Consider the following 14764-nt stretch of genomic DNA (forward strand, 5'->3'; position numbering starts at 1 on the left):
ATGAAGACGTTTCTCATCGCCAGCGCCGCCGCGGCGGGCCTGCTCGTCGCGGGTCCGGCCGTTGCCAAGCCCAAGCATGCCGGCAAGCCGCAGCACAGCCAGAAGTACGAACGGGACCGCGACCGCGACCGTGACGGGTATCGCGAACGCCTCGGCTACCGCACCGGGGACCGGTACCGCGACTGGGACGATCGCCGCGCCGCCTATTACGGCGACGGACGCGGGTACTGGAACGACGGCAACTATTATCGCGACGGCCGCTATTACGGCAGCAACTGCCCTCCGGGCCTCGCGAAGAAGAATAACGGTTGCCTGCCCCCGGGCCAGGCGAAGGCGCGTTGGCAGGTCGGCCAGCGCCTCCCGACGGCCTACCAGAACTACTACATTCCGCAGCAGTACCGCGATCGGTACACCGACGGCACGTACCGGTATTACGACGGCTACGTCTATCGCGTGGACCCGCAGAGCTACGTGATCCAGCAGGTGATCGGCGCGCTGCTGCGCTGACCCGGACATACGAACAGGATGCGGGAGGATCGCGTTGTGCGGTCCTCCCGTTTTCTTTTGCCACTTGCCATCGGCCTTCGCACGCACGAGATGGGCGGCGGTGGCCGAAACGATCCTCGACATTCGCGACCTGACGAAGGTCTATCCCGGCGGCCTCAAGGCGCTGGACGGCGTCGACATGCAGATCCGCCGCGGCGAAATCTTCGCGCTGCTGGGACCCAACGGCGCGGGCAAGACGACGCTGATCGGCGCGGTTTGCGGTATCGTCCGCATTTCGGGCGGCACGATCTCGGCCTTCGGCAAGGACATGGGCCACAGTTGGCGCGACGCGCGCAGGCGCATCGGCCTGGTGCCGCAGGAACTGGGCTTCGACATGTTCGAAACGGTCGAACGCGGAGTGCGCTACTCGCGCGGACTTTTCGGGCTCGCCCCCGATCCCGCGCGTATCGAGGAGGTGCTGCGCAGCCTCAGCCTGTGGGACAAGCGCAAGGAGCAGATCCGCGCGCTGTCGGGCGGCATGAAGCGCCGCGTGCTGATCGCCAAGGCGCTGGCGCACGATCCCGAACTGCTGTTCCTCGACGAACCGACCGCCGGGGTCGATGTCGAGCTGCGACGCGACATGTGGCGCCAGATCGCCGCGCTGCGCGGACGCGGCACCACCGTGATCCTCACCACGCACTACATCGAGGAGGCCGAGGAGATGGCCGACCGGGTGGGCGTGATCGACAAGGGCCGCATTCTGCTCGTCGACGACAAGGCCGCGATCATGGCGCGGCTCGGCCGGACCGAGGCGCGTTTCCGCCTCGCCACTCCGCTCGGCGCGGTGCCCGATTCGCTGTGCGCATACCCGCTGGTGCTGGAGGACGATGGCGCGACGCTCGTCTACCGGGGCGGCGACGGGACGGGGAAGGGCAAGGCCGAGGTCGCCGCACTGGCGCAGGCGCTGGCCAAGCAGGACATCGCGTTCGTCGCGCTCGACCAGAAGGAAAGCTCGCTCGAGGACATCTTCGTCGATCTCGTCGAAGAGAAGCAGCGGGCGGCCGCGGCATGATCGGCTGGCGTTCCACCTACGCGATCTATCGCAACGAACTCATGCGCTTCCTGCGTACGGCATTCGGCTCGCTCGTGGCACCCGTGCTGACCACCAGCCTGTATTTCATCGTCTTCGGCGCAGCCATCGGCGGCCGGATGAACGACATCGGCGGGGTCGATTATGGCGCGTTTATCGTGCCCGGCCTGCTGATGCTGACGCTGCTGTCCGAAAGCACGAGCAACGCCAGTTTCGGCATATATATGCCGCGCTTCACCGGTGCGATCTACGAACTGCTGTCGGCCCCTGTGGGGGTGGTCGAGACATTGCTCGGCTTCGTGGGTGCGGCGGCGACCAAGAGCCTGATCCTCGCCGCGATCATCCTCCTCACCGCGACGCTGTTCGTCGATTACCGCATCGAACATCCGGTGTTGGCTTTGCTGTTCATCGTGCTGGTCTCGGCCAGTTTCTCGCTGCTCGGCTTCATTCTCGGCGTGTGGGCCGAAGGGTTCGAGAAGCTGCAGATGGTCCCCCTGCTGATCCTGACGCCGCTGACCTTCCTCGGCGGGACGTTCTATTCGATCAACATGCTGCCCGAACCGTGGCGGACCGTCGCGCTGTTCAACCCGATCGCCTTCCTGGTGAATGGCCTTCGTTGGACTTTCTACGGCGAGGCCGACGTCAGCATCGGCGTCTCGCTCGGGCTGACGCTCGGATCCCTGGCGGTATGCATCGGCGTCATCGCATGGATATTCCGCACCGGGTGGCGCCTTCGCGGCTGAGGCGCTAGGCGGCGGGCATGCGCCTGCCGATCGTTATCGCCGCCATTTCGCTCGTGTCCGCCGCTCCCGTTTCGGCCGCCTTGCCGGAACCGGTGGAGGCCATCATCCGCGCCGCGATCGACAGCGGGGATGCGAAGGCAGTGGCGACCGTCGTCGACCTTGCCAAGGCGACCAATCCGACCGAGGTCGACACCATCGACGCCCTCTATGCGGGCTTTCGCGACGAGCAGGCGAAGCTGGCCGCCCAGACACGACGCAAGGAGGAAGCGGCGATTCGCGGCGCCGGACTGTTCGACCGATGGAAGGGAGCGGCCGAACTGGGCGGCTTCCGCTCCACCGGCAATTCGGACCTTCTCGGGCTGACCGGGTCCGTTGCCATCGCGCGCACCGGCATCGACTGGAAGCACAAGCTCGACCTGCGCGCCGACCTGCAGCAGAGCGGTGGGCGCACGACGCGCCAGAAGTTTTTCGCCGCCTACGAGCCCCGTTACGACGTGCGCGACAACCTCTTCGTATATGGCCTCGCTCAGTACGACCGTGACCGGTTTCAGGGCTACGACGGGCGATATGCCCTGTCGGGTGGGGTCGGCACGAAGCTGGTCGAGGAAAGCGACATGAACCTGTCGGTAAAGGCCGGCCCCGCGCTCCGCGTTACCGAGGCGACCGACGGCACCACCGATACGCGTCTTGCGGGCCTCCTCGGCGTGGAATTCGACTGGGCGCTGACCGACCGGCTGAAGTTCACGCAGACCGCCAGTGGCGTGGCCGAAACCGGCGGGGTCGCGGTGGCCCTGATCGATTCGCGATCGACCACGGTCAATCTCGTCACGGGGCTGGAGGCGCGGGTGAGCGACCGGTTGAGCACGCGGTTCTCCTATGCGCTCGATTACGACAGCAACCCGATCGCCGGGAAGCTCGGGACCGACACGACCTCTCGCTTTAGTCTCGTCTACGGCTTCTGACCGGCATGACCCGCTTCCGGTTCCAGATCCACGCCACCGACGGCAAGGCGCGCACCGGCACGGTCGCCATGTATCGCGGCGAAATCCGCACGCCCGCCTTCATGCCGGTGGGGACCGCCGCCACGGTCAAGGCCATGAAGCCGCAGACCGTGCGCGCGACCGGCGCGGACATCCTGCTCGGCAACACCTACCACCTCATGCTGCGCCCGGGGGCGGAGCGGGTAGCGCGGCTGGGCGGGCTGCACCGGTTCATGAACTGGGAGCGCCCGATCCTCACCGACAGCGGCGGCTACCAGGTGATGAGCCTGGCGTCCCTGCGCAAGCTGACCGAGGATGGCGTCCGCTTCCGCAGCCACATCGACGGGTCGCAGCACATGCTGACCCCCGAACGCTCGATGGAAATCCAGCGGCTGCTCGGCAGCGACATCGTCATGGCGTTCGACGAATGCCCGCGTGCCGACCGCCCGATGGCGGAGATCGAAGCGAGCATGGAACTGTCGATGCGCTGGGCGCAGCGCAGCCGCGACGGTTTCGATGCGGGCGGGGAGCACGCGGCCCGCTCCGCCCTGTTCGGCATCCAGCAGGGCGCGCTCGACGAGGGCCTGCGCGCTCGTTCGGCCGAAGCACTGCGGGCCATCGGGTTCGACGGATACGCGATCGGCGGCCTCGCGGTGGGCGAGGGACAGGAGGCGATGTTCGCCACGCTGGACTTCGCGCCCGGTCAATTGCCGCAAGACGCTCCCCGTTATCTCATGGGGGTGGGCAAGCCCGACGACCTCGTCGGGGCGGTGCTGCGCGGGGTCGACATGTTCGACTGCGTGCTGCCGACCCGTTCGGGCCGCAACGGACAGGCCTTCACCTGGGCAGGGCCGGTGAACCTGCGTAACGCCCGCCATGCGGAGGACACCGCGCCCCTCGACCCGAGGTGCGGCTGCGAGGTCTGTGCCACCTACAGCCGGGCCTATCTGCATCACCTGACGAAGGCGGGCGAAATGCTGGGGGCGATGCTGCTGACCGAGCACAACCTGTCGTTCTACCAGGCGTTGATGCAGGCGATGCGGGACGCGATCGGGGAAGGGCGCATGGATGCGTTCGCCCGGACCTTCGCCGCCGACTACCGGCGCGGCGGATGACCTGGAAGCGGGCCATCGTGCTGGGCGCATCCGGCGGCATCGGCGGCGCGCTTGTCGATGCGCTCGGTGCTGCCGGTACGCAGGTTATCGCGCTCGCCCGCCCCCAGATCGACCTTACCGACGAGGCGACGCTGGCGCGTGCCGCGAGCGAGATCGGCGAGGGCGGGCCCGTCGATCTGATATTCGTCGCCAGCGGCATCCTCGCGCCCCCGGGCGGCGGTCCGGAGAAAAGCCTGCGCGAGGTGGACTCCGCTGCGATGGCCGAAGTCTTCGCCGTGAACGCCACCGGCCCGCTGTTGGCGGCGAAGCATTTCGTGCCGCTATTGCCCCGGGCCGGACGGTCGGCGTTCGTCGTTCTTGGCGCGCGCGTCGGCAGTATCTCCGACAACCGCCTCGGCGGGTGGTACGCCTATCGCGCGGCGAAGGCGGCGCTCGCAATGAACGTGAAGACGCTTTCGGTCGAGCTCGCACGAACCCATCCCGATTCCGTTTGCGTCGCCCTCCACCCCGGCACGGTCGAAACCCGGCTCAGCGCGCCGTTCGTGCGCTCCGTTCCCGGCGACCGTCTCTTCACGCCGGAGGAGAGCGCCGGTCATCTTCTGACAGTACTCCGCGATCTCCGACCGCTCGACAGCGGAGGCCATTTCGCATGGGACGGGACCCGGATCGAACCGTGACGCCGCCCACAAAATCTGCCAATCGACAGGAAACCCGATGACGCTTGCCCCAGACGATTGCACGACGATGGCCGAGGTCCGCGCAGGGGTCGACGCGACCGATCGCGAACTCGTTGCGTTGCTCGACAGGCGCTTCGGCTACATGCGCGCGGCCGCCCGGATCAAGCCGGAGCGGGGTCACGTGCGCGACGAGGATCGCAAGGCGGCGGTCATCGAGGCCGTGCGCCGCGACAGCGCAGCACGGGACCTGCCGGCGGACGATCTGGCGCGGATCTGGGAGCAACTCGTGGAAGCGTCGATCGCCTACGAACTTGTCGAATTCGACCGCTTGCGCGTATCCGACTAGCGGATCAGGCGAAGTCGCGTTCTTCCAGCTTGTGCCCGCATAGGCCACGAACCGTCCAGTCAGCCGGTCGAGGAACCCGGCACCGATCGCGTTGGCGAAGGCTTGGGCCTGGGCGAGACTGGAATACCACTTGCCGTTGCGGCGCGGCGTAACAAAACGATAGCGGTTCATGATATTCACTCAATAGCGCAGCACGATCCCGGTTCCAATCTTGCCGATTGATAAATCGCGCATCGTCGTTTTTAGCGTATGCGCGACGATGCGAAGCGCAGCGCGCGCCACAGGATCACAGCAATCAGACCGGTAATGCCGGCCCCCCAGGCCCAGTAGGGCAGCACGAGAACGTCAGCGATCGCCTGCGTGTCGGAGGCCTGGAAACGGCCGCCCACGTAGCCACCGGCGCTGAAGAGGTAGCCGAGATCCCGCCAGACGCCGACCATCGCCTGCACTCCGAGAAATTCGATGGTCAGGCGCCGTGCCTTGTCGGATCCTCGTGCCGCGATCGCGATGGCAAGCAGGCCGATGGGCGGGAGCACGATCCACCCGGCGACCGAGCGGACCCAGACCAGCGTCGACACGAGCAGCGCACCGCCGAGCAGCCAAAGCCCGGCCTTGGTCAGACCACGCGAACGCGAAGCTACGATCAGTGCGGCACCAGCAACGGCAGGGCCGAGCAAACCGGCGGCCGCGGTCAGCGCATGGAACAGGCCGGGTGAATCGCCTGCCCATGACGACATTGCAAAGCCCGATCCATCGGGGAAGATCACCAGCCGCTCGAACCGGGCACCGAGCAGCATCGAGGCGAGGCCATGGCCCATCTCGTGAAACCATGTCGCGAGGATCGTGAAGGGATAGAGCAGGGTCTGGCCGAACGGGAACTGCCATACGACCACCGTCGCGATCGCTATCAACGCCAGATAGCTGCGCTGCGCCTCGCTCCGGTTTGCCGCAGGCAGGGACCAGCGGGCCGGCTCGGCCGTCTTGGCGGGGCGTGTCTTCCAGCGCATCGTCGCCGATGTAGCGAGCGTCACGGCAAACAAAAAGGGCGGCCGTTGCGGGCCGCCCTCTTGTTCAGGATCGTGGATCGATCAGCGCGAGTAGAACTCGACCACCAGGTTCGGTTCCATGGTGACGGGGTAGGGCACCTCGTCGAGCGTTGGCACGCGGGTGAAGGTGACCTTGTCGGTGCCGTCGGTGCTGACGTAGTCGGGTATGTCGCGCTCGGGCAGGCTCTGCGCTTCGATGATCAGCGCCATTTCCTTGGCCTTGTCGCCCAGGCTGATCACGTCGCCCGCGTTCACGCGGCGGCTGGCGATATTGCACTTCACGCCGTTGACGCGGATGTGGCCGTGGCTGACGATCTGGCGGGCGGCGAAGATCGTCGGCGCGAACTTGGCGCGGTAGACGATCATGTCGAGGCGACGCTCGAGCAGGCCGATCAGGTTCTGACCGGTGTCGCCCTTCATCTTCGACGCCTGCTGGTAGGTCGCCTTGAACTGCTTCTCGGTGACGTCGCCGTAGTAGCCCTTGAGCTTCTGCTTGGCGCGCAGCTGCAGGCCGAAGTCGCTCATCTTGCTCTTGCGACGCTGGCCATGCTGGCCCGGGCCATACGAGCGGCGGTTGACGGGGCTGCTGGGGCGACCCCAGATGTTCTCGCCCATCCGGCGGTCGAGTTTGTGCTTGGCGCTCTTGCGCTTCGACATGTGTCGTTCCTTCGATTTGCTGGACTACCCTGACGGCAGTCGTTCAACCCGGCTTCGCCCGGCTGGCCGAAATGCCAGCCGCGATCGCCGCTTCACCGGGGTGCGGGATCAAATGCGAAGCGCGCCGATAGCAGGACGGCGCGAGAAATCAACCCCGGGGGCCGGGTTTCGCCAAGCTGCTGAGTACCCCGCGCAGCGTGCGCACCTCCAGGTGGTTCCAGCCTGGTTTGGTGAGCAGGGATCGCAGCGTTCGCGTAGTCGCCGCCCGGCGGCTCTCGGGCCGGAAATACCCGCGCGGTTCGAGCATGGTTTCCAGCTGTGCGATCATGCCGTCGAGCTCGTCCTGCTGGGCGGGCGGTAGGAGGTCTTCGGAGGGCGGGCTGGCGAGGGTCTGTCCCTTCGACCACTCGTAGGCCAGCAGGATCACCGCCTGTGCCAGGTTCAGCGAGCCGAACCCGGGGTTGATCGGAACGGTGACGATCGACCGGGCGAGAGCGACGTCTTCGGTTTCCAGGCCCGACCGCTCGGGTCCGAAGAGGATCGCAGACTTGCCGGCCTGCGAATGAATGTCGCGCGCGACGCGCTCGGGCGTGAGGACGGGTTTGGTCACCCCGCGCTTGCGGACAGTGGTGGCATAGACATGCGCGCAGTCGGCCACCGCTTCGCCGACGCTGCCGAAGACTTGCGCGCGTTCGAGTACGACATCCGCCCCCGACGCTGCCGGTCCGGCGGACGGATTGGGCCACCCGTCGCGCGGTGCCACCAGGCGCATTTCGGTCAAACCGAAGTTGAGCATCGCGCGCGCGGCCTTGCCGATGTTCTCGCCGAGCTGCGGACGCACCAGGACGATAGCCGGCGCTGCCGCATCCCGCGCCGCGGGTTCATCGGTCTGCACGGTCAATCGCCGCGTCCGGCGTCGCGCACGTTACCGGCAAACTCTTCGAAATCGCGCGCTTCGGCGAAATCGCGATAGACCGAGGCGAAGCGGATGTAGGCCACACTGTCGAGTGCGCGCAGGCCTTCCATCGCAAGCTCGCCGATGCGGGCGGCCGGCACCTCGCTTTCGCCCGAGGTTTCGAGCTGTCGCTGGATTCCGCTGATTAGCTGGTCGAGCCGCTCCTGCTCGATCCCGCGCTTGCGGCAGGCAAGGCTGAGCGATTGTTCCAGCTTTCGCCGGTCGAACGACTGCCGCGTGCCGTCGGACTTGATAACGCCCACCTCGCGCAATTGCACTCGTTCGAAGGTTGTGAAGCGTGCTCCGCAGCCGTCGCATTGGCGACGGCGGCGGATCGCCGTGCTGTCTTCGGTCGGGCGGCTGTCCTTGACCTGCGAATCCTCGTGCGCACAGTAAGGACAGCGCATCCCCGGGGCCGCTTACTTCTTGACGCGGTTGTAGAGCGCAATCCCCGCGCCGGCGGCGAGGCCGAGCGGAAGCGAGACGAAGGGCAGCAGCAGGCCGGCGACCGCGCCGATGCCGGCGCCGGTCAGCACGGGCTTGGTGGAGGGATGGTGCATCCCTTCCTTCGCCATGCCGCTGACTTCGTTCTTCAGGTCGCCGACCCAGTCCTGACCGCGGGGGTTGCGGTCGAACCTGTTCGGATCGTTGGGGTCGTTGTAGTCCATGGATCTTACCTTCCGGGATAGACGGGAAATTTCCCGCACAGTTCCTCGACGCGGCGCTGCACGGATTGTTCCACCTGCGCGTCGCCATCCTCCCCGTTGCGGGCGAGGCCGTCGACCACTTCGGCGATCAGACCGCCGATCGTGCGGAACTCGTCGGGCCCGAAACCGCGTGTCGTGCCGGCCGGCGTGCCAAGGCGAATGCCGCTGGTCACGAAGGGGCTGCGCGTGTCGTACGGGATGCCGTTCTTGTTGCAAGTCAGGTACGCGCGGTCGAGCCCGTGTTCGGCCGCCTTGCCGGTCACGTCCTTGGGGGTGAGATCGACCAGCATCGAATGGTTGTCGGTGCCGCCCGACACGACGCGCAGGCCGCCGGCCTCGACGCCCTCGGCGAGTGCGCGGGCGTTCTCGACGATCCGGCGCGCATAGTCCTTGAAGTCGGGACGCAGCGCCTCGCCGAACGCGACCGCCTTCGCCGCGACGACGTGCATCAGCGGCCCGCCCTGCATTCCGGGGAACACCGCCATGTTGATCGGCTTCGACAGCGCTTCGTCGTTCCACAGGATCACGCCGGAGCGGGGCCCGCGCAGGCTCTTGTGCGTGGTGGTGGTCACGACGTGGGCGTGCGGCACGGGGGAGGGGTGCGCCCCGCCCGCGACGAGGCCCGCGATGTGGCTCATGTCCACCATCAGGTACGCACCGACCTCGTCCGCGATCTCGCGGAACGCGGCCCAGTCCCACACGCGCGAATAGGCGGTGCCACCGGCGATGATCAACTTCGGCTTGTGCTCGCGCGCCGTGTCGCGAACGGCGGCCATGTCGATCTGTTCGTCGTTCCGGCGCACGCCGTAGCTGACCGGATTGAACCACTTGCCGCTCATGTTGACCGGCGATCCGTGGGTGAGGTGCCCGCCCGAATTGAGGTCGAGACCCATGAACGTGTCGCCGGGCTGCAGCAGCGCGAGGAACACGGCCTGGTTCATCTGGCTGCCGCTGTTGGGCTGCACGTTGGCGAACCGGCAGCCGAACAGTTCCCTGGCCCGTTCGATGGCGAGGTTCTCGACCACGTCGGCGTATTCGCATCCGCCGTAGTAGCGCTTGCCCGGATACCCTTCGGCATATTTGTTGGTGAACACGCTGCCGGTCGCCTCCAGCACCGCACGACTGGTGATGTTCTCGCTCGCGATCAGTTCGATGCGGTTGCGTTGGCGGGCGAGTTCGTTCGCGATGGCTTCGGCCACCACCGGATCGGCGGCGGCGAGGTCGTCGCCCCAGAAGCGGTCGAGCGGCGTGGCCGCAGAAGCGGAACGGTAGAGGGTGGCAGCGGTGCTCATGCCATGTCCTTTGCGGCGGGCGGGTTCGAAAGCTTGTCGACGCGGCGCTGGTGACGGCCACCGCCGAATTCGGTCGAGAGGAACGCGGTGACGCAGGCCTTGGCCATGTCGATACCGGTCAGCCGGCTTCCCATCGCCATCACGGTCGCGTCGTTATGCTCGCGCGCCAGAGTGGCCGACAGCGGTTCGGACACCAGCGCGCAGCGAACGGCGGGGTTGCGGTTGACCGAGATCGAGATGCCGATCCCCGAACCGCACAGCGCGATCCCGCGCTCGGCAGTGCCTTCGGCGACGACTTCGGCCAGCTTGTAGCCGTAGTCGGGATAGTCGACGCTGTCGTGGCTGTCCGGGCCGAGGTCGGCGACCTCGTGTCCTTCGTCGATCAGCCACGCGTGCAGGGCGGCCTTGAGGTCGACGGCAGCGTGGTCGGAAGCAATTGCGATACGCATGGCCGCGCCCATAGGCGAGGGGGGCGATTCGCGCGACCCTGCACGATGCCTTTTTCCCGGGGCAATCCTGATGGACGCAAGGAAAAGCCCCGGCACCACGGGGGTGTCGGGGCTCCTGAAAACATCGGCGACAAGTCGTCGACGCTTCGGTGTCTCGCGAGTGTTTCATCGTCAGACAGTTACACAACGGCCAATCGCCAATACGGTTCCCACATTGAAGGCGAAAACCAAACGCGTGCCTACTGATCGAGGAAGCTGCGCATCTTCCGGCTGCGGCTCGGGTGCTTGAGCTTGCGCAGCGCCTTCGCCTCGATCTGCCGGATGCGTTCGCGGGTGACCGAGAACTGCTGGCCGACTTCTTCCAGCGTATGGTCGGTGTTCATTCCGATGCCGAAGCGCATGCGCAGCACGCGCTCCTCGCGCGGGGTGAGCGAAGCGAGGACGCGGGTGACCGTTTCCTTGAGGTTCGACTGGATCGCCGCGTCGACCGGGATGATCGCGTTCTTGTCCTCGATGAAATCGCCGAGGTGGCTGTCTTCCTCGTCGCCGATAGGGGTTTCGAGGCTGATCGGTTCCTTGGCGATCTTCATCACCTTGCGAACCTTTTCGAGCGGCATCGACAGCTTCTCGGCCATCTCTTCCGGCGTCGGTTCGCGGCCCTGGTCGTGCAGGAACTGACGGCTGGTGCGGACCAGCTTGTTGATCGTCTCGATCATGTGAACCGGGATGCGGATCGTGCGCGCCTGATCGGCGATCGAACGGGTGATCGCCTGGCGGATCCACCACGTGGCATAGGTGCTGAACTTGTAGCCGCGGCGGTACTCGAACTTGTCGACCGCCTTCATCAGGCCGATGTTCCCTTCCTGGATCAGGTCGAGGAACTGCAGCCCGCGGTTGGTGTATTTCTTTGCGATCGAGATCACGAGCCGAAGGTTCGCCTCGACCATTTCCTTCTTGGCGATGCGCGCCTCGCGTTCGCCCTTCTGGACCATGTTCACGATGCGCCGGAACTCGGTCAGCGACATACCGGTGTTCGCCGCGATGTCGGCGATTTCGGCGCGGATGCGCTCGACCGCGTCGGCCTCGCGCTCCGCGAATGCGGCCCACTTCTTGTCCTTGCGGGCGTTCTCGGTGAGCCAAGTGTCGTCGAGCTCGTTGCCGATATAGACCGACAGGAAGTCCGCGCGCTTCACCTTGTGCCGTTCGGCGAGACGCAGCATCTGTCCGCCGAGCGCGGTCAGGCGCCGGTTGAAGGCGTAGAGGTTGTCGACCAGGAATTCGATCTTGGTCGCATGGAACTGCACGCTCTCGACCTCGGCGGTCAGCTGCTCGCGCAGGTCCTCGTACTTCTTTTCCTTGGCCTTCGGGAATTCGTCGCCTCGGCCCAGCACGTCGACGCGCTCGGCCTGCAGCTTCTCGAACTTCTTGAAAAGGTCGGTGATGCGGGCGAAGGTTTCCAGCGCCTCGGGCTTCAGCGCGGCTTCCATCTGGGCGAGGGAGAGGGTGTTGTCCTCCTCCTCTTCCTCTTCGCGCTTTTTGGAAGACGAACCCTCGCCGTCCTCGTCGTCGTCCCCGTCGGCCGATTCCTCTTCCTCGTCGTCCTCGTCTTCCTTGTAGGACGGGCCGGCGGTGGCTTCGGAGATTTCGCCGTCGTCGTCGTCGTCCTCGGCATCGTCGGTCATCTTGTCGACCGGCGGCTCCTTCGACAGCATCGCGTCGAGGTCGAGGATTTCGCGCAGCTGCATTTCCTCGGCGTTCAGCGCCTCGGACCACTGGATGATCGCGTGGAAAGTGATCGGGCTCTCGCACAGGCCCATGATCATCATGTCGCGCCCGGCCTCGATACGCTTGGCGATGGCGATCTCGCCCTCGCGGCTGAGGAGTTCCACCGCGCCCATTTCGCGCAGGTACATGCGCACCGGGTCGTCGGTACGCTCGACGGTTTCCTTCTTCTTGACGGCGGCACCGGCGGATTTCGAGACCGGACGAGATTTGCCGTCATCGTCGTCGTCGTCGTCGTCCGACGCGTCGGCGCCGATCTCGTCGGGGCCGGCGCCCTCTTCGTCGGCGTCGGCTTCGCCCTCTTCGTCGTTCTCGACGATTTGGACGCCCATTTCGCTGAGCGCGGTCTGGATGTCCTCGATCTGGTCGCTGCCCAGATCCTGCGGCAAGGCTTCGTTGAGCTCGTCGTAGGTGACGTAGCCCTTGCGCTTCGCCTTCGCGATCAGCTTCTTGATGCTCGCCTCGTTGAGGTCGATCAGCGGGGCATCGTCCTTGCTGTCGGTGTCTTCCTGGGTCGCCATGTAGTCGTCTGTCACTCGCTGTCCTCGCCGGTGCCGGCTTCCGCCACCGACAAGTCTAAATCAGGTTGGGCTGCGCCTGCGGCCCTGCGGCTGGCCATCTGCCCCAATCGCTTGTCGAATGCCAGCTTTCGTTTGAGCAGACGCTGCTGCTCGGCAAAGGCGGCTTCGGGGTCGGATTCGAACCGCGCAGTGGCGGCCGCGAGGGCGGCTTCCAGCGCGGGCCGCTCGACCAGCAGCGACACGGCTTCGGCCAGGTCCTCGCGCGCGGCTCGCGGATCGGCGCCTTCAAGGAGAAAGGCATAGCGATTACTGTCCGGCGGCGGGGCGAAGCCGTGTGGAGCGGATATGGGCGCGCTTTCGCCGGGGTCAAGCATCTCGGCCGCCTCGATCAGCGTTTCGAACGCCGGCCCGGTCCGCGTATCCGCGCGGGCGAACCGCGACAGCGGCTCGGCGTGTATCATGATCTGGTCGGGAAAACGCAGCAACCCGGCCACGACCGCCCCGGCCAGACCGTCGCGTGCGCCGTCGCCGGCCGCCCGGCGCAGGCGGGTCGCCGCCTCGGGCGACAGGCTCGGCGTGGCTGGCTTGGCGAAACCGCTCTTCCATTCGCGGCGGGGGCGGGGCGGATAGGCGAACGCCGAGAACTTCTCGAGCAATTCGCGCCGATAGAGCGAACGGATATCCGGGTGCTGAATTGCCTCGGTATGCTCGATCAACCGTTGTTTCAGCCCGGCCTTGTCCTCGGGCGTGCGGAGCGGCGCGGCGGCTTTTTCGAACTCCCACAGCGTGTCGAGCAGACTGGCAGGCTCGGCCAGCAGCGCCTCCATCGCCTGTGGCCCCTGCCGCTTGACGAGGTCGTCGGGGTCCATACCCGGCGGCAAGCGGACGATCGACAGCGTCTTGCCTGGTGCCAGCAGCGGCAGCGCGCGCCCGATCGCGCGCATCGCCGCGCGCTGGCCGGCGTTGTCGCCGTCGAACGCCAGCACCGGCGCATCGACCAGCCGCCACAGCAGGCCGAGCTGGTGTTCGGTGAGCGCCGTACCCATCGGCGCGACCGCGTCCTCGAACCCGGCGGCAGCCATCGCGACGCAGTCCATCTGGCCTTCGACGACGATCATCCGGTTCGTCTTGCGACTTGCCGGCCCCGCGCGGTGCAGGTTGAAGAGGGTGCGCCCCTTGTCGAACAGCGGCGTGTCGGGGCTGTTGAGATACTTCGGCGCGTCCTTCTTGTCCGCATCGAGGATGCGCGCGGCGAACCCGATGACCCGCCCTCGCGGATCGTGGATCGGCATCGTCAGCCGGTCGCGGAAGCGGTCGTAAGGCTCCTTGTCGTCGACGGCGATGCGCATGCCGGCTTCGACCAGCATGGCCTCGTCGAATTGACCGAGTGCCGCTTTCAGCGCCTGCCGCGCGCCCGGTGCGTAGCCGAACCCGAAGCGTTCTTTCGTATGGGCGTCGAACCCGCGCGAATCGAGATAGGCGCGGGCTTTCGCACCTTCTGGCGCGTCGAGACTGCGCCGGTAGAATTCCTGAGCGGCCTCGGTGACGTCGGCGAGGCTTGCGCGTTGCTCGGCCGCGCGGGCGGCGCGCGGGTCGGGGGCGGGGACTTCCATCCCGGCCTCGCCCGCCAGTTCCTTCACCGCGTCCATGAATTGCAGACCGCGCTGGTCGGTCATCCAGCGGATGATGTCGCCGTGGGCGCCGCATCCGAAGCAATGATAGAACCCCTTTTCGTCGCTGACGGTGAAGCTCGGCGTCTTCTCGTCGTGGAAGGGACAGCACGCCTTCCATTCGCGCCCGGCGCGCGTCAGCTTGGTCGTTCGTTGGACGACCGAGGACAGCGTCACCCGCGCGCGCAGTTCGTCGAGCCATTGCGGGGATAGCGCCATGGCCCCTCAATGCGGGCGAATCGGCTCGC

The 14764-nt window shown here is 66.5% G+C and carries 16 protein-coding genes; 7 read left to right on the top strand and 9 right to left on the bottom strand.

The window, feature by feature from the left end; all coding sequences use genetic code 11:
- From D4766_RS13460 to D4766_RS13490, 7 genes are all read left to right on the top strand, one after another.
- Positions 1–507 (top strand): hypothetical protein, encoded by a 507-nt coding sequence (locus tag D4766_RS13460; protein WP_120717905.1) that lies wholly within the window; start codon positions 1–3, stop codon positions 505–507.
- A 100-nt stretch (positions 508–607) separates the two neighbouring features.
- Entirely contained in the window at positions 608–1558 is a 951-nt protein-coding gene (locus D4766_RS13465) for an ABC transporter ATP-binding protein (RefSeq protein WP_120717906.1), read from the top strand.
- A complete protein-coding gene (locus tag D4766_RS13470) occupies positions 1555–2319 on the top strand; it encodes an ABC transporter permease (protein WP_120717907.1) in 765 nt (254 codons plus the stop codon). Before D4766_RS13465 ends, D4766_RS13470 begins: the two co-directional genes overlap by 4 nt.
- 17 nt (positions 2320–2336) lie before the next feature.
- Positions 2337–3281, top strand: a complete 945-nt coding sequence (locus D4766_RS13475; protein ID WP_120717908.1) for a DUF481 domain-containing protein — start codon at positions 2337–2339, stop codon at positions 3279–3281.
- 5 nt (positions 3282–3286) lie between these two features.
- A complete protein-coding gene (tgt, locus tag D4766_RS13480) occupies positions 3287–4414 on the top strand; it encodes a tRNA guanosine(34) transglycosylase Tgt (protein WP_120717909.1) in 1128 nt (375 codons plus the stop codon).
- On the top strand, positions 4411–5091 hold the full coding sequence (locus D4766_RS13485; RefSeq protein WP_120717910.1) for an SDR family NAD(P)-dependent oxidoreductase: 681 nt from the start codon (positions 4411–4413) through the stop codon (positions 5089–5091). The genes tgt and D4766_RS13485 overlap by 4 nt, the downstream gene beginning before the upstream one ends.
- A 37-nt stretch (positions 5092–5128) precedes the next feature.
- Positions 5129–5437: a chorismate mutase gene (locus tag D4766_RS13490; RefSeq protein ID WP_120717911.1), complete on the top strand. Its 309-nt coding sequence runs from the start codon at positions 5129–5131 to the stop codon at positions 5435–5437.
- Positions 5438–5679: 242 nt separating this feature from the next.
- Here D4766_RS13490 and D4766_RS13495 read toward each other — a convergent pair whose 3' ends face one another.
- The 9 genes from D4766_RS13495 to dnaG all read right to left on the bottom strand — a co-directional run bounded on the left by D4766_RS13495 (position 5680) and on the right by dnaG (position 14735).
- A complete protein-coding gene (locus tag D4766_RS13495; protein WP_120717912.1) occupies positions 5680–6444 on the bottom strand; it encodes a M50 family metallopeptidase in 765 nt (254 codons plus the stop codon).
- Positions 6445–6525: 81 nt separating this feature from the next.
- The gene (rpsD, locus tag D4766_RS13500) at positions 6526–7140 is read right to left on the bottom strand and encodes a 30S ribosomal protein S4 (protein WP_120717913.1); all 615 of its coding nucleotides are present in this window, start codon (positions 7138–7140) and stop codon (positions 6526–6528) included.
- Positions 7141–7288: 148 nt separating this feature from the next.
- Positions 7289–8035: an RNA methyltransferase gene (locus D4766_RS13505; protein ID WP_194955770.1), complete on the bottom strand. Its 747-nt coding sequence runs from the start codon at positions 8033–8035 to the stop codon at positions 7289–7291.
- Between the two features lie 2 nt (positions 8036–8037).
- On the bottom strand, positions 8038–8502 hold the full coding sequence (gene nrdR, locus D4766_RS13510; protein ID WP_120717915.1) for a transcriptional regulator NrdR: 465 nt from the start codon (positions 8500–8502) through the stop codon (positions 8038–8040).
- Between the two features lie 12 nt (positions 8503–8514).
- Positions 8515–8763 carry a hypothetical protein gene (locus D4766_RS13515; protein WP_120717916.1) on the bottom strand — a complete coding sequence of 83 codons (249 nt, stop codon included), beginning with the start codon at positions 8761–8763 and terminating at the stop codon, positions 8515–8517.
- 5 nt (positions 8764–8768) lie between these two features.
- Positions 8769–10094 (bottom strand): serine hydroxymethyltransferase, encoded by a 1326-nt coding sequence (glyA, locus tag D4766_RS13520; protein ID WP_120717917.1) that lies wholly within the window; start codon positions 10092–10094, stop codon positions 8769–8771.
- Positions 10091–10543, bottom strand: a complete 453-nt coding sequence (gene rpiB, locus D4766_RS13525) for a ribose 5-phosphate isomerase B (protein ID WP_120718247.1) — start codon at positions 10541–10543, stop codon at positions 10091–10093. Before rpiB ends, glyA begins: the two co-directional genes overlap by 4 nt.
- A gap of 239 nt (positions 10544–10782) precedes the next feature.
- Positions 10783–12846 (bottom strand): RNA polymerase sigma factor RpoD, encoded by a 2064-nt coding sequence (gene rpoD / locus D4766_RS13530; RefSeq protein ID WP_120718248.1) that lies wholly within the window; start codon positions 12844–12846, stop codon positions 10783–10785.
- 11 nt (positions 12847–12857) lie between these two features.
- Positions 12858–14735: a DNA primase gene (gene dnaG / locus D4766_RS13535; protein WP_120717918.1), complete on the bottom strand. Its 1878-nt coding sequence runs from the start codon at positions 14733–14735 to the stop codon at positions 12858–12860.
- Positions 14736–14764: the final 29 nt, after the last annotated feature.

Source organism: Tsuneonella amylolytica (genome assembly GCF_003626915.1).
GTDB lineage: Bacteria > Pseudomonadota > Alphaproteobacteria > Sphingomonadales > Sphingomonadaceae > Tsuneonella > Tsuneonella amylolytica.